The following is a 16,195-nucleotide window of genomic DNA, read 5'->3' as shown; positions in this document are numbered from 1 at the left end:
TGTTCCCATTTCTATTGCTAAGAGCTGGCACGCAGCATCTGCTTCCTGGAATCAGGAAGCAGCGGCCTCTTCGGCCGGCTGCTGCTGTTTCATCAGCTCGGACACGATCTTGTCGGTCGGCTGCGTGAACAGCTGGTACATGATCGCCGCTTCTTCCTGACGGATCAACGGCTTGCGGGGAAGGACATCGACCGATCCATCCTCCAGAACCTTCACTTCCGGTCCGTGAAGGCCCAGCGCAACCATCATGCGGATGGCAGGCGCAGCCCATTCGTCGATATGTCCGGCCAGTCGGATATCTTCAAACAGTTCGGCAGGATATTGCTTTTGCAGCGAGCGCCATACCATGACCATCGCTTCCTGACGGGTAATGGCCTGGTCCGGCTTGAATTGCTTCGAATCGGCTCCGGTGATCATGCCGGCCTCATAACCAAGCTGAATGTAACCTGCTGCCGGATGGGTAGCCCAATCGCTGTCTGCAGGAGGGGCCGTTTTGCTGGCAGACAAGCCGCTCATTTTCAGCACGTCTTCGATGAATTCGGCGCGGGTCACCGTATTTTTCGGTTGGAAAGCCGCGTTTTTGTCATTTTCGTAATGTCCGAGGGATTGCAGGCCATAGATCGCCTCGGCGTAAGGGCTGTCCGGACGGACATCCCGGAATCCTTGGGCTTTTTCGCCTTTTTTCTCATAACCCATCGGGTTGAGGTAGGGCTCTTTCATATAAACGGTACCGTCAGCATTCTCCTTGAAGGCGGTAAATTGCCCGGTGATCTCGTCCTTGAACAGATGGTCTCCGACCTGAATTAGCGTGCGCGGCCCGAGGAATGCATCCGAGATACTCAGTTTTCCAGCCTCCTCGCCCCTGCCGTTCAATTTGCTGACGATCGTGCTGAGACGAAGGTCGGCATACAGACCGGTAAAGCGCTGCAGCTCTTCGCCCGATTGCGGCGTAAACGGTTCAAGCTTGGCCGGTTCGGCGTACTGCGGGAAGAATGCTTGGATAAAGGCCGGGTAGAACAGGTTGCGCAAAGCTCCGGTTTGATTGTAAGTCAGGAAGACACCCGTATTTTGCTCAGGAATAAAGAAGAGATAAGAGCTGAAGCCGGGCAGGTCTCCTGCCTTGGTGATGATTTTGGAACTGCTCCCTGCTCCCGGAAGCTGAAACGGCGCTTCGAATCCGTAGGTCGTATTAGGCAGCAGCGGATGAATCGACGAGCGGTATTGCTCCATACTGTTGATGGTGGATTCTTTCCATACGCGCTGATCATCCTTGATCCCGCCGTTCAGGAAAGCGATCATGAAGCTGCCGATATCCTCGGCCGTGGACAGCATGCCGCCTTGCGGCAGCGGCGTCGGGGAGATCGTGTACATGTCAAGCGGCTTGCGTGCCGCGTCATAGCCCGTCGCCAGTTGTTTCTGGCGTTCGCCATTCAGCAGGAAGCTGCTGTGATCCATGCCGAGCGGCTCGAAAATATGCTTTTGCATATAAGTCTCGAACGGTTCGCCGCTCACGTTCTCCACGATCATGCCGAGCAGCAGGAACGAAAAGTTGTCGTACATGTAGGAGCTCCCCGGTTCGCGAACGACAGGTGGCATGTGCTCTTTGGCATAATCCTCCATCGATACGATTTTCTCGAAGTCCGCGTGAAGGTCTTCCTGCTGAGGATCGCGAATCTCGAAACCTGTTGTATGGGTGAGCAGATGTTCGACGGTTACGGGTTTGTCGAACGGATTTTTGAACTCCAGCCCTTTAACGTAAGTCTGAAAATCAGCCTGCAAATCGACTTTCCCTTGCTCCGCCAGCTGCATTACCGCTGCTGCCGTAAAGGTTTTGGAGACGGAGGCAATCCGGAAAAGCGTGCTCTTCGGATTAACGGCCGTTTGGTTCTCGGTATCGGCGTAACCATACCCTTTTTCAGCCAGAATTTTGCCGTCCTTTACAACAACGACGGATGCTCCGACGTATTGGGCCTGTGCTTCAGGCGATGCAAAAAACTTGTCTAAAAACGAGGTTGCCGATTCCGCCGTCAGCGCGGTGGCTTTGTTTTGCTGGGACGCTGCGGTGGCAGCCTGTCCCGGCGTTTGCGCGGTTTCCGCGTGAACCGCTGGCGTCCATAAGCTGAATGAAAGCATTGCAGCCATGAGTGCGCTGGTCAGTGTAGTGGCTTTGAAGCGATTCCTTCGTGTGGATTGATGCATACAAACACTCCCTTGAATTGGTTTGGGAAATAGTCCCTTCATGTGTATTACGTCTAAATGCCGGGATTGGTTCACGTAAATTGTCGGGCGAAAATCAATCGTTGTGCAAGAGTGCGCGGCTGGCGTCCACAGCGTGATTCTTTTTTGCGTTTATGACGCCATCGTTCCGGACGATGAATTGCCTGAATTGCCTGAAGTGAACGTTTGGCGATCCAGCGAACTTCGGAATAAGCAGAGCGCTCCCAGTCCCATCAGCAGATACAAGCAAGCCATCGCGTAGGAGGGCAGAATCGCGCCGATGGACAAACCGATGCTTCCCATTAAGGCGGCAGCGTTGTAACTCATGCTGTCGGCGGCCATATAGGCTGCACGGTTCGTATCGGGGATCATGCCGGCCAAAAGGACTTTTTGGACGGGCGAATACATCAGTTCGCCGATCGTGTAAACCACCGCAGCCGCAATCAGAAGCATCGCCCAGTTGCTGACGGCGAGCAGCGCGAAGCCCAACGTATACAGCACCATGCCAACCGTCATGACAGACCGGGAAGAATAGCGAAGCATCCACTTGGAAAAGGGCAGGGCGATGAGCGCTACAAGGACGGTGTTGATGGCCAAAACGAAGCTGAACATTTGCAGTCCCGTGATGTCCCATTGAAACAGCTGGGCGCTGAATTCATTTTTCAGGCGCACGGCGATATACTTATCCAATTGAAATTCAAGGGCTACGGCCAGTACGGTTGCAGCAAAGAATGTCATGAAACGCCGATTGCGGAGCACATCTCCATACGTGGAGAACATGCTGCTCCGTTTGCGCGAAACGGGAACATTGGAATGGGAGTGTGTTTCCATCGTTTCGTGAATCAAGGTGACAAGAATGGCCAGCGTTGCCACGCTTTCGGCGAGTACCAGCCCGAACAGCAGGAATCGGTTGGTTTCGAACAGCAGGCCGCCCATCAAAGCGCCGAACGTGATAGCCACGTTCGTGGTCCAATATTGAAGGCCGTAAACATACTGGCGTTCCCGTTCGCTGCTGACATCCACGATCATGGCATTGGCAACGGGAATGCTAACGCCCGAACTTACGCTGCTGAATGTAAACATGATGCATGTCAACCAGACGGAGTCCAGCCAAGGCGAGTTGGCTGCCGCCATCCAGAACAGGGCGAAAACCTGTATGCATTGGGCGGAAACCATCAGTTTTTTACGTCCGATCCGGTCGGACCAGTACCCAGCCCCCAGGCTCACCAGCATGGATAGCAAAATATTGGCGGTGAGCAATAGCCCGGCCCAACTCGCTCCCAGTCGAACGCTCAGGTATATGGCCATGAACGGCAGGATGGATTTTTGCGTCAGATCGGTAAAAAAGTCGGTGATGATGCGAATTCGGATGTTGCGATGCAAAGCGGAGTACTTCATGGTATGCGTTCCTTCCTTGGGTCATATTGATTTCCCGAGTATAATGGATGAAAACCTGAAGAAAAACCGTAAAAGCATCGAGTTTAATTTCGTATTTTATTTGAGTCAGGGGAAAGGCAGGAAACGTTCAGTGGACATGATCGATCATTATCTTCGGTTGCGTTTGAAGTTTTCGAATGTAGCGGATGGGGAGAGTTGTGCGAGTACGACTGGAGAGCTTGCCGATTGCTTGTGCTGCACGATGCGCAATATGAACTTGATCATGAACAGGTTCATGCGGGAAGGATGGGTCGAGTGGAGCCCGGAGCGAGGGAGAGGCAAGAAATCAAAGCTTGTGTTCCGCTATCCTCTGCGGGCGGCCGCAGGAGAGAGGTTTGATCGACTCATGCAGGGCAACAGGCTCGATGAAGCCTATGAGCTGGCGTCGCGTCTGCCTTTTGCGATTCGAAACGATGTCCTGCAGCGACTCGGCGATCACTTTGGCTTTCGATCTGCGGTGGGTAGCGAAGGCAGAATGGATACGCTGCGCATTCCCCAAGAAACGCCGTTCGTGACGCTTGATCCAACGCAAGTGGCCATGTGGGCGGAAGCCGGAATCGTGGGAGAGGTGTTTGACAGGCTGGTACGTTACAATGCCGAACGCGAGCGCTGCGAACCGAGCCTGGCCATTGCCTGGGAGAGCAATGCGGCTGGGACGGAATGGACCTTTTATTTGCACAAGGGCGTGCGCTTTCACCATGGCAAGTCATTGGATGCAGAGGACGTAAAATATACGTTCGAGCGGATTGCGGCAGACCGCAGTAATCCGTGCAGATGGTTGTTCGGGGATATTGCCGGCATTGTTGCCTACGACGAGCTCACGGTACGATTCCGGTTAAGCAGGCCCCATTTCATGTTTCCGGACTTGATGAGCAGCATCGCTGCCTCCATTTTGCCGAGAGACGTAGATTTCGATCCGTTAAATCCGGTTGGAACCGGTCCGTACCGTTTGGTTCGCAACGATCCGCAGCTGCTGGCGTTAGACGTGAATCCTTGGTATTTCAAAGGGCGTGCTTACATAGATCGGGTTGAGTTATGGCAGCTTCCTCGGCTTCCTTCAGGGGGGCCGTTGGTGGAATCGGCCATTAAGCGGGACATGTTTCCCGATGGTCAGGGGAGAGCCGTGCAGTATGAAGCGCAGGGCGGAGTTTTTATGACGTTTAACATGCGCAAGCCCGGGCCGCAGCAGGACCGCAGGTTCAGGCTTGCGATCAGATATTTGTTAAGCCGGCAAGCGTTGAATAACGAGATGGGGGACAAGAATACCCGGATTGCATATAGCCTGTTCCGCGGCCGCTCTGAGGAACAGTCTGCATTGAGTCCCCTGGATGAAGAAGGTATGGATGGATCTTTGGCGAGGGCGACAACGTTGCTGCGTGACAGCGGTTATGCGGGGGAAACGGTGAGCGTCTGGGTGGAGGATGGCCATAAAATGCAAATCGACATGGCGTGGTTTGCCGATCGGTGCGAACGCGTCGGACTAAAGATAAACATCGAGCCCGGTGATGTGGTCAAGGCGGTCTACCACCACGATTTCGGAGAGCATGACCTGATCTACACGGGGGAGTTGTTTGATGAACATGTCATGTTAAGCCTGCTGACCATGTACACGTTTCGAAACACGTTGTTCCTGATTGCGATGGACGATGCGTGGCGGGCAGCACTGGCGTTTCAATGCAGCAGGGTCGTCGGCATTCGGGACGAGGACGAGCGAATGCAAGGATGGATCGAGCTGGAAGAAATGCTGATCCGCGAGGCACTGCTGCTGCCCATGTACAGTTTCCGGGAAGAGCACACCCACCATGCATCCTTGCGAGATTACAGGGTGGTCGGTTACGGGATGCCGGACCTGAGGCGATTATGGGTGAAGCGCAGCCCGGATGCCGAAAGCAGGCAGGAGAGCTATCCGGCGTATATCCCGTTATGGTAATGAATCACTGGATGGATACCCCGCTTATGATTTCGGTTGTGGTTTATTTGAAATATGAAACCAGAAGTACATACATGGATGATTTTGGGCATCAAAAAGGGGCTCGGCCAGAGCCCCATCGTTTTTCGTGGTTCAGGATTGCTTAGGCTGTTTGACAAATACAATCGGCTTCGTGCCGGGTTCCATCAGCAAGGGAATAGAAACCGATTGTACATGCCCGTCCTCGCTCACTTCGAACGTCGCTGTCACCGTTAACCCCAATAACGGAAGCTCCACCGAAAATGTTTCGTTTCCGGAATAGGTCATCGGCATTTCCAGTTGGTTAAAATAGGTTTCCAGTCCGTCTTCCCGACGGCGAACGAATAGCTCGCCATACCCGGGGTTAACATAAACGCCTTCATAGGCAGATCCATGCCGTTCAAGGGTGAACGATGTTGGCGTCTCCTCTTTGTCGGTTTGTTCCGGCTCCTTGCTTGTGGAAGTGATGGTACTAGGAGCGATGGCATCCGTATCCTGTTCGGCCGGTTCGCCGCCCATGATTTTTCGCATTTTGCCGCTCCAATCGACGGTATCCAGTTGAAGCAGTAAATCCACGACGCGGAACGACGCCGTGTAAGGCACCACGCTGCCTTGCGTATTGCTGAGCGCAACGATTCCGATGTTTTGTTCCGGCAGAAAGGCCACTTGGGAAGCAAAGCCGTCAATGGCTCCGCCGTGATGAATCATCATATGTCCGCGATAAGGCTCGATGAACCAACCGAGACCATAGGTACATACAGGCATTTCGCTGCCTTGGAATGGAGAGTCGCATGGCATGTGCGGCGTGTGCATGACGGCAAATTGCTCTTTGGAAATTAAGGACTGGCCGTCGAATTGTCCCTGGTTCAGCTGGAATCGCAGCCAGGCGATCATGTCATTCAGGTTGCTGTTAATGGAGCCTGCAGGGCCAATAGCGTCGATGTTGCGGAACGGCATGCGCTCTAACTTCCCGTCTTTCTCTATATACGGATAGGCGTAGTCTTCCTTTTGCTGCATGTCCTGAACCGAAAATACGCTGGACGCCATGCCTAACGGATCCAACAAGTACTGCTGAGCGAACTGTTCCCATTCGGTTTCTTTGATGTGTCCCACGAGATAGCCAGCCGCCATATAGATCAGGTTCTGGTACTGCCATTTGTTTCTGAAATCTTCATTGGGTTCCAGATACCGCAAAGCGTAGATGAGTTCTTCTCTCGTACGGCCCGAATTGTACCAAGCCATTTCATGTCTCGGCAGGCCGGAGCGGTGGCACAACATATCTCGGATGGTCATACGTTCCGCAGCCATGGTATCAAACATTTGGAATTCTTCCATATACGTTTTAACGGGGGTATCCCATTTCATCAGCTCCTGATCGACAAGCTGTGCTGCCGTAGCTGCGGTGAATGCTTTGGTGCTTGAACCGATGGCAAAGAGTGTTTCAGGTGTAACCTCACTTTTGGATTCTACGTCGCGGTAACCGTAGCCTTTTTTCCAAATGATTTCATCGTTATGTATGACGGCTATGGCCAAACCGGCCGTTTTCCATTCCTGCAGCTGTTGGATGATATATTCGTCCAATCCGTCGAGCAATGTGGAGTTCGTTGCGATAGACATCTCGAATCCCTCCGTTTACATGAATTTGTTCCCCACGTCCACTATGCCTCTTCCCATTGGAAATTGCATCCTTCCCGAGACCGATTTGTGCCTGATCACCGACAATACGAAAAGGGATGAAGGCTTGTCAAACCAGTCCGCATAAATCGAACAAGTCCCTCATAGACATGTACTAATCAAGTAGGGGTTCTGCCGAACGCACAATCCCGAAGTGAAAACATGTGCTAAAGGGGATGATGTCATGCGCCGAATATCATGGATGCTTGCCATGGTATTGGTTTTCTCGGTCTTGCTTGCCGCTTGCGGGAAAAAGGATGCGGCAGCCGTGGTCAAAGATTTGAATGAAGTCGTGGGTGAGATGAAAAGTTATCAGGGATCAGGCGTCATGACGCTACATACCGGAGACACGCCGCAGCAGTACAAGGTCGAGGTATGGCATCAGAAACCGTCGTATTATCGCATCGCGCTCACCAACGCCAAAAAGGATATTACCCAGATCGTGCTCCGCAATGACGAAGGCGTCTTCGTGCTGACGCCAAGCCAGAACAAAAGCTTCCGTTTCCAGAGCAATTGGCCGGACAACCAGGGACAAGTCTATCTGTATGAAACGTTGATTCGCAGCATTACGGGTGATTCGACCCGTCAGTTCTCCGATGAAAAAGAAAGCTATGTTTTTGATGTGGCGGCCAACTACAACACCCAAGCGCTCGTCCGTCAAAAAATATGGCTCCATAAAGGCGATTACGCGCCACAGCAGGTGGAAGTGTCGGATGCCAGTGCGAACGTCGTCGTAGACGTCAAATTCGACAGTTTCAAATTCGGAGCCGAATTTGGCAAGGACGCGTTCGACATGCAGCGCAACATGACGGCTGCCACGGGAGAGAAAGGACAGAACGGTACCAGCACCGGCGGCACAACGGAAACGGAAAAAGGTAAGACTCAGGATGGCCAGAACACAGGTAACGAGCAGGCTAATCCGCAAACGGCACCTGGCGAAGGTGCGGCATCCGAATCGGGAGGAACGTCCGTGGATGGTCAAACCGGCGTCTCCGAAGGAAATCAGGCAGGAGCCCAACAGCCGTCCACCGGCAATGCAGGCGCGGAAGAAACGACCACTGCTCTGCCGGAAGACGCGGGAAGCTTCGGCGTCATCGAGCCGACATATGCTCCGGAAGGCGTCAAGTTCAAGGACGATCAAATTTTGGATGAGTCGGAAAATTACTCGGTCATGCTGCGTTACGAAGGAATGTACAATTACACCATTTTTGAAGCAAGACCGCAGGACCGGGCCGTATCGCTCGCGCCATCGACGCTTATTGATCTCGGATTCACCGTCGGCATGTTAAGCGGAGATGCGCTGCAGACGCTGACATGGATGAATGACGGCATTGAATACCGGATTACGAGCAGTGACCTGCCTGTTCCTGAGATGGTGAAGATCGCCACGTCGATGCAGGACCAGTCGGGTAAATAGGTCTGAGGGTATAGGAGATTTGTCATTAGGCATGCTAAGAAGCATCGGGGAGTGGTTCCCCGGTGCTTTTTTTGGGTTCATAATATAGACTTCGTCCGGATTTTTTTGAAAGTGTGACATGATGGAGAAAAGGTATTCATCCGCTTAAGACAGAAATCGGTGCCATTTTTTCCTGCAGGCCACACTTGCGATCCGAAACCCGCATATAATTGAAAGTATGGGTGTATTGAAACCAGCATCCCGGTTAAAAGCAATTGGGGAATCATGAACATGCTCTGGAAAAAGGAAGGACCGTTCCGCATTGAAGCAGGCACGCTTACGAGCAGCCAGAAACGGGTATGTGTATAAGGTAGAGGGCGGATAAAACGCAAGCAGGCGAGAGGCGCCCGTCCTGTGAAACACCACCCGTTTTCAGCCGTGCTGCCTTCGTATTCCGTCGTTGATTTGACAGTCACATGCTTGGGCATTACGATGGAAACTGACATGAGGCGGATTAAGAAGATTGGAGAAGGTGAAAGAACGTGCAACGACAATATCGGCCGACCCAAGCGGAAATTAACTTGGACCATCTGGACAGCAACGTAGAAGCTTTCCGCGCGGCATTGCCGCAAGGCATGAAGCTGCTGGCATGCGTCAAGGCAAATGCCTATGGCCATGGTGCAGTGGAAACGGCCAGAGAACTGGAACGAATCGGCGCCGATTATCTGAGCGTTGCTTTTCTGGACGAAGCGCTTGAATTAAGGCAGCATGGCATTACATTGCCGATTCTTGTATTGGGATATACTCCGCCGGAAGGCATCGTGGAGGCTTGGAAGCATAACGTGACTATCACCCTGTTCAGCAGGGAGGTGCTCGAGGCCATTCGCAGTCTGGATCCGGGCCTGAGCGACCGCAGGCTCAAAGTGCACATCAAGATCGATAGCGGCATGGGCCGATTGGGCTTGCTGCCTGGGGAAGAAGCGGTGGCTTTCGTTCAGGAAGTGGCCGATTTGCCGCAGGCAGAGCTGGAGGGCATGTTTACCCATTATGCCAAAGCAGACGAAGAAGACAAAACGTATACCCTGGAGCAGTATCGACGGTTTCAAGGCGTGGTGGATGCGCTGCGAAATCAGGGATGCACCATCCCGATCTTACATACGGCGAATAGCGCTGCCGCGATCGATTCTCCCGGACTGTCCTATGACATGGTACGGGTCGGAATCAGTCTCTATGGGCTGTATCCATCCGCCGAGGTGAATCATCAGGCCGTGAAGCTTTCGCCGGTATTGACGCTGAAAACCAAAACGGTTCTGGTCAAAACGCTGCCGTCCCATTGGGGCGTCAGCTATGGAACCCGTTATGTAACGCAGGACAATGAACGAATAGCGACACTGCCGATCGGTTATGCAGACGGATTCTCCCGAATGCTGACGGGCAAGGCGCAGGTGCTTATACGCGGTCGCCGCGTTCCCGTTGTCGGCACGATCTGCATGGACCAATGCATGGTGTCGCTGCAAGCTTTCGCGGAAGAAGCGGAAGACATTCAAGCCGGCGAAGAGGTTGTTCTCATCGGCCATCAGCATGGGGAGACCATTTCCGCAGAGGAGGTCGCTTCCCAACTCGGTACCCTCAACTACGAGGTGATTTGCATGCTCGCGCATCGCGTTCCGCGCGTATATACGCGCGGTGGAACAGAAGTTGCCAGCATCAACCCCCTTTTGACAACCTAATCATTCGCAAGGTTTATATTTCCAGCAAAGTTTTTTCCGAATCGGCAGGAATAATGTCATCCCGTCCCGAAATCTTATCTTTGGAACGATCCGAGGATGTAAATCCTGTAAAAGGATGTCTGACCTGTACGAATAATGCCTGCCCGGTTTATAATGGAGTACAGCATACTTGATATACTGGGGGCATATATATTCCTTTGTATAAAAGTTCTGGAAAAACGCAATACTGGAACACAATGGCGAATGGTTTTTGGGGGTGGAAGAAAGGTGGCCAACTTGCAAAACACCAAGCGGATCATGATCAGTCTGCCTGATCATCTTCTGCAGGAAGTGGATGGCATCGTCGCGATGGAGAATTCCAACCGCAGCGAATTGATCAGGCAGGCCATGAAGCTGTATTTGACAGAGCGGAAAAAGCGTTATATTCGCGAGTCGATGCAGCGCGGGTACATGGAGATGGCGAAGATTAATCTAACCATGGCATGCGAGGCCTTTCACGCGGAGGAAGATGCGGACAGCACTCTGGACCGCTTAGTTAGCGGGGTGTAGACATTGATCGTAAAACGCGGTGACGTTTTTTTTGCGGATCTTTCTCCCGTTGTTGGTTCCGAGCAAGGCGGGGTCAGACCGGTTCTGGTGATCCAGAACGATATCGGCAACCGATTCAGTCCAACCTGTATCGTGGCGGCCATTACCGCCCAGATTCAGAAGGCGAAGCTGCCGACGCACGTCGAGATTGATGCGGAGGCGCACGGGTTTGATCGGGACTCGGTGATTTTGCTCGAACAAATACGGACCATTGACAAGCAAAGGCTGACCGACAAGATTACCCATCTTGACGAGGAGACCATGAAGCTGGTCAATGAGGCATTGCAGATCAGCATAGGGCTGATTGATTTTTGAAATGCGGTTCCCAGGAAGAACACTATCATAACCGCAGTTTGTTAAGGGAGCGTACGGCCGTCCTAGAGGGGGCTGTGCGCTCTTTGCATGTCCAGCTTCATCAAGCGTTGTGAAAGCGTAGAACAATTAAAGGGTTTTCGCTATAATGGTACCGGAGAAACCGTTTACGAGAAAGATATACAGAGTGGAGGAAGCATATGAGCATTTTGATCAATCCGGACAAGCTTCAGTTTCATCTGCAGACCCGCAAGGCAAGCTACGTATTTCAGGTCATGCCTTCGGGGCATTTAGTGCATCTGTATTACGGCAAAAAATTGCGAGACACCGATCTGGGCTGGCTTCACGTTCGCACGGAACGGGCATCGTTCAGCCCTAACCCCGTGCCGGAAGATCGCACCATTTCATTCGATACATTGGCGCAGGAACTGCCGGTATATGGAACGAGCGATTTCCGCCACCCGTCCGTGCAGCTGCAGCTGGCCAACGGATCGATGATTACCGAGTTTACTTATGTCGGTCATCGATTGGAGCAAGGCAAACCCGTGCTGGAAGGCTTGCCGGCCACTTACGTGGAATCGGCCGATGAAGCCGATACGCTTGTGATCGAGCTGGAAGATCGCGTGGCAGGCGTGCGCATCGAGCTTTCTTACACGGCATTCGACAAGTTCAACGCGATTACGCGTTCCATGCGGGTCATTAATGACAGCGCTACCGCGGTAAACCTCGTGCGCGCGCTCAGCATGTCCGTTGACTTTCCGCATGACCGATACGAACTGCTTCACCTATCCGGTGCGTGGACGCGCGAGCGCGACGTGGTGCGCAGAGCGCTGGCTTCCGGCATGCAAGGCGTGGAGAGCCGCCGCGGTGCGAGCGGCCATCAGCAGAACCCGTTCTTGGCGCTGCTGACGCCGGGCACCGACGAGGATCATGGCGAGGTGTACGGCTTCAGCCTTGTCTACAGCGGAAGCTTCACGGCGCAGGCTGAAGTGGATCAGTTCAAAACCACCCGCCTGTCCATGGGCATCAACCCGTTCGATTTCAGCTGGAAGCTGGACTCCGGGGAAGCGTTCCAGACGCCGGAAACGGTGATGGTATATTCGGATACCGGTTTGGACGGCATGTCTCAGTCCTTTCATGAGCTTTATCGCGAACGACTGGCGCGCGGCCGGTTCCGCAATGCGGAGCGCCCGGTGCTCGTCAACAACTGGGAAGCGACTTATTTCGCTTTCAATGCGGACAAGATTGAGCAGATCGCCCAAGCGGGCAAGAAGCTCGGCATTGAGTTGTTCGTCTTGGATGACGGTTGGTTCGGCCATCGCGACAGCGACAATTCCTCGCTGGGTGACTGGTTCGTCGATAAAAGCAAGCTGCCCGCCGGCCTGGAGGATCTGGCCAACAGGGTAACCGGATTGGACATGCAGTTCGGGCTCTGGTTCGAACCGGAAATGGTATCGCCGGACAGTGAGCTGTATAAGGCCCATCCGGATTGGTGCCTGCATGTTCCTGACCGTCGCCGCACCGAAGGCCGACAGCAGCTCGTGCTGGATTTCTCCCGCCAGGACGTGCGTGACGAAATTGTTCGCATGCTCAGCGACGTTCTGGGCTCTGCCCCGATTTCCTACGTGAAATGGGATATGAACCGCAACATGACCGAAGTGGGTTCCGCATTGCTGCCACCGGATCGCCAGCGCGAGACGGCTCACCGCTACATGCTTGGATTGTACGACGTTATGGAACGCGTCACGTCTTCGTTCCCGCACATTTTGTTCGAAAGCTGTTCGGGCGGCGGCGGCCGTTTCGATCCGGGCATGTTGTATTACATGCCGCAAACATGGACCAGCGACAACACGGATGCCATCTCGCGTTTGCGCATCCAGTACGGAACGAGCCTCGTATATCCGGTAAGCTCGATGGGATCCCATATTTCTGCTGTTCCGAATCACCAGGTGAACCGGATCACTTCCCTGGAAATCCGCGGGCATGTAGCCATGTCCGGCAACTTCGGATACGAACTCGACCTGACTCGCTTCACCGAAGAAGAGAATGAAATCGTGAAGGCACAGGTCGAGTTGTACAAGGAAATTCGCGGAACGATCCAGTTCGGTACGTTCCGTCGTCTCCTCAGCCCGTTCGAAGGCAACGAAACGGCCTGGATGTTCACGTCGCCGGACGGAAGCGAGGTTGTCGTCTTTTACTTCCGCGTGCTGTCCGAGCCGAATGCGCCGCTGCAGCGCCTGAAACTGAAAGGGCTTGATCCGGAAGCGGATTATCGCTTGAAAGGCGGGTCCGAAACGTTCACCGGAGATGCGCTGATGTATGGCGGCATTGCGGTTGGTGCAGCCAAAGGAGATTACCTGAGCGAAATGTTCCGCTTCGAACGTGTTTGAGGCTTAAATTAAACCATCCGATCCTAACAGGGCCGAAATGCATTGGAAGATGTGTTTCGGCCCTTCTTTGCGGTCGCCGGGAAAGGGATTGGGGTTGGTTCTGAGCTGTAAGAACTTGCTATGCGCACGATTGCTGGAAATCTGCACGGAATTTTGTGATAATATAAAAAAGGGAAACCTGTTCAAGTGGCAGGTTACATATGGGATTACAGCAGCGCGGCTGCCCCGAACATAGCCTGATCTGTACGATTCAGGAAGGAAAGAGGGATTGGATTTGTCTGAACAGGAAACGGTTATGGAAATGAATGAAGAGAAAATAAAGGCTGAACGCCATGAACGTATTGTAAAACAAGTTGCGAAGGAACTGTCGTTATCGCTCAAACAGATCCGTACAACCACGGAGCTGCTGGATGAGGGGAATACGATTCCGTTTATTGCCCGTTACCGCAAAGAAATGACGGGCGAGCTCGACGAAAACCAGCTGCGGCAGATTGAAGAACGCATCGTATACCTGCGCAACCTCGAAGACCGAAAAGTCGAAGTCATCCGCATCATCGAAGAACAGGGCAAACTGACCGAGGAATTGAAAACGTCCATCACGAAGGCGGTCAAATTGCAGGAAGTGGAAGACCTGTACCGCCCTTATCGCCAGAAACGCAAGACACGTGCCAGCGTGGCGAAGGAGAAAGGTTTGGAGCCGCTCGCGGCCTGGATCTGGGCTCAACCGAAACAAGGGAACGTGGCGGAGGAAGCCGCACGTTACGTGAATGCCGAGCTTGGGGTGGACGACGCGGATGCCGCACTCCAGGGAGCCAAGGATATCCTTGCCGAGAACGTGGCCGACGATGCAGCAATTCGCGCCTGGATTCGCAGATATACGCTTGATCATGGCATGTTGACTTCCGAAGCGAAAGATGCGGAACAGGAATCCGTGTACGAGAACTACTACAGCTATCGCGAGCTGGCCAAAAAAATGCCGCCGCACCGGATTCTGGCCATTAACCGCGGAGAGCGCGAAGGCATTCTCAAGGTCGGGCTTGAAGTCCAGCCGGAGTCGGCCCATCGTCACATGGAAGGCCAGATCATTAAAGGCGCTTCCGCCGTGCAGGATATTTTGCGCGCCGTCATCGAAGATGCCTACAAACGGCTGATTGCTCCTTCAATCGAACGCGAAGTCCGGGCAGAGCTGACGGAGAAGGGCGAGGCCCAGGCGATTTCCGTCTTCTCGGCCAACCTGCGCAACCTGCTGCTGCAACCGCCGATCCACGGCAAAAGCGTGCTGGGCGTGGACCCGGCATACCGGACCGGCTGCAAGCTGGCCGTTGTGGACGATACGGGCAAACTGCTTGAGGTTGCCGTCACGTACCCGACGCCGCCGAACAACAAAAAACGCGAAGCTGCGGAAGTCTTCCATCGCATCATTAAACAGTACGACATCGGTCTGATCGTCATTGGCAATGGTACGGCATCGCGCGAAACGGAACAGTTCGTTGCCGAGATCATTCAAGAGAACGGGGACGACAACCTGGTATACCTGATCGTCAACGAGGCTGGAGCGAGCGTATACTCCGCTTCCAAACTCGCCCAGGAGGAGTTCCCGGATCTGGACGTGGCCGAACGGAGCGCGGCCTCCATCGCTCGCCGGGTACAGGATCCGCTGGCTGAACTGGTCAAAATCGATCCCAAAGCGATCGGCGTCGGACAGTATCAGCATGATGTTTCCCAGAAAGTGCTGGAGGAGAGCTTGAAAGCTGTCGTCGAATCGGCGGTCAACCATGTCGGGGTCGACGTCAATACGGCTTCGCCTTCGCTGTTGTCCTACGTGGCTGGCGTGAATGCGACCATCGCGAAAAACATCGTGAAGTTCCGTGAAGAGAACGGGCGCTTCTCGAACCGCCGCCAGCTGCAGAAAGTGCCGCGTCTGGGCGCGAAAACGTATGAGCAGTGCGTCGGCTTCATGCGCATCGGCGAAGGAGACAATCCGCTGGACCGCACCCCGATTCATCCTGAGTCCTACAAGGTGGTCGACCAGTTGTTCGCCGAGCTGAACATCGGTCTGGACAAGCTGGGCAGCAAAGAATTGTCGGAATTGCTCTCCCGGCAAAATCCGGAGCAATTGGCTGCCAAGCTGGGCGTTGGCGTGCCTACGCTGCGCGACATTTTGGACAGCCTGCAGCGTCCGGGCCGCGATCCGCGCGAAGAGATGCCGCTGCCGATTTTCCGCACGGACGTCCTGAAAATCGAAGATCTGGTTCCAGGCATGGAACTGCAAGGTACGGTGCGCAACGTGATCGATTTTGGCGCCTTCGTAGACATCGGCATTAAGAGCGATGGGCTTGTCCACATTTCGCAGCTTAGCAACGGGTACGTCAAACATCCGATGGATGTCGTATCCGTAGGCGATAATGTGACGGTGTGGGTACTTCACGTGGATGTCAAAAAAGGCCGCGTTGGGCTGACCATGAAAAAGCCGGCTTCGGCTCAGCAGTCCTCATGATCGGCA

Annotated in this window: 10 protein-coding genes; 7 read left to right on the top strand and 3 right to left on the bottom strand. The window is 53.7% G+C overall.

The window, feature by feature from the left end; genetic code table 11:
* Positions 1–51: 51 nt before the first annotated feature.
* Both L6H98_RS11375 and L6H98_RS11370 read right to left on the bottom strand, forming a co-directional pair.
* The gene (locus tag L6H98_RS11375) at positions 52–2,199 is read right to left on the bottom strand and encodes a beta-lactamase family protein (RefSeq protein ID WP_236415146.1); all 2,148 of its coding nucleotides are present in this window, start codon (positions 2,197–2,199) and stop codon (positions 52–54) included.
* A gap of 150 nt (positions 2,200–2,349) precedes the next feature.
* Positions 2,350–3,615 (bottom strand): MFS transporter, encoded by a 1,266-nt coding sequence (locus L6H98_RS11370; protein ID WP_236415145.1) that lies wholly within the window; start codon positions 3,613–3,615, stop codon positions 2,350–2,352.
* A gap of 136 nt (positions 3,616–3,751) precedes the next feature.
* Between L6H98_RS11370 and L6H98_RS11365 the strand changes: the two genes are divergently transcribed.
* Positions 3,752–5,584: an ABC transporter substrate-binding protein gene (locus L6H98_RS11365; RefSeq protein WP_236415144.1), complete on the top strand. Its 1,833-nt coding sequence runs from the start codon at positions 3,752–3,754 to the stop codon at positions 5,582–5,584.
* A gap of 132 nt (positions 5,585–5,716) precedes the next feature.
* On the opposite strand, the gene L6H98_RS11360 is transcribed toward L6H98_RS11365, so the two are convergent.
* Positions 5,717–7,219: a serine hydrolase gene (locus tag L6H98_RS11360; RefSeq protein ID WP_236415143.1), complete on the bottom strand. Its 1,503-nt coding sequence runs from the start codon at positions 7,217–7,219 to the stop codon at positions 5,717–5,719.
* Between the two features lie 241 nt (positions 7,220–7,460).
* Here L6H98_RS11360 and L6H98_RS11355 point away from each other — a divergent pair, with 241 nt between their 5' ends.
* From L6H98_RS11355 to L6H98_RS11330, 6 genes are all read left to right on the top strand, one after another.
* Positions 7,461–8,693: a DUF4367 domain-containing protein gene (locus L6H98_RS11355; RefSeq protein WP_236415142.1), complete on the top strand. Its 1,233-nt coding sequence runs from the start codon at positions 7,461–7,463 to the stop codon at positions 8,691–8,693.
* A gap of 521 nt (positions 8,694–9,214) precedes the next feature.
* Positions 9,215–10,402, top strand: a complete 1,188-nt coding sequence (alr, locus tag L6H98_RS11350) for an alanine racemase (protein WP_236415141.1) — start codon at positions 9,215–9,217, stop codon at positions 10,400–10,402.
* Between the two features lie 267 nt (positions 10,403–10,669).
* Positions 10,670–10,951: a ribbon-helix-helix protein, CopG family gene (locus tag L6H98_RS11345; protein WP_290371439.1), complete on the top strand. Its 282-nt coding sequence runs from the start codon at positions 10,670–10,672 to the stop codon at positions 10,949–10,951.
* Between the two features lie 3 nt (positions 10,952–10,954).
* Positions 10,955–11,305 carry a type II toxin-antitoxin system PemK/MazF family toxin gene (locus tag L6H98_RS11340; protein WP_236415139.1) on the top strand — a complete coding sequence of 117 codons (351 nt, stop codon included), beginning with the start codon at positions 10,955–10,957 and terminating at the stop codon, positions 11,303–11,305.
* Positions 11,306–11,502: 197 nt separating this feature from the next.
* Positions 11,503–13,692 (top strand): alpha-galactosidase, encoded by a 2,190-nt coding sequence (locus L6H98_RS11335; RefSeq protein WP_236415138.1) that lies wholly within the window; start codon positions 11,503–11,505, stop codon positions 13,690–13,692.
* Positions 13,693–13,987: 295 nt separating this feature from the next.
* On the top strand, positions 13,988–16,189 hold the full coding sequence (locus L6H98_RS11330; RefSeq protein WP_236415395.1) for a Tex family protein: 2,202 nt from the start codon (positions 13,988–13,990) through the stop codon (positions 16,187–16,189).
* The last annotated feature ends 6 nt before the right edge of the window (positions 16,190–16,195 follow it).

The organism is Paenibacillus sp. JJ-223, from assembly GCF_927798175.1.
In the GTDB taxonomy this organism is placed as follows: domain Bacteria; phylum Bacillota; class Bacilli; order Paenibacillales; family Paenibacillaceae; genus Paenibacillus; species Paenibacillus hubeiensis.
Note: the sequence above shows the minus strand (reverse complement) of the source record. Positions and strands in the feature narration are given on the sequence as shown.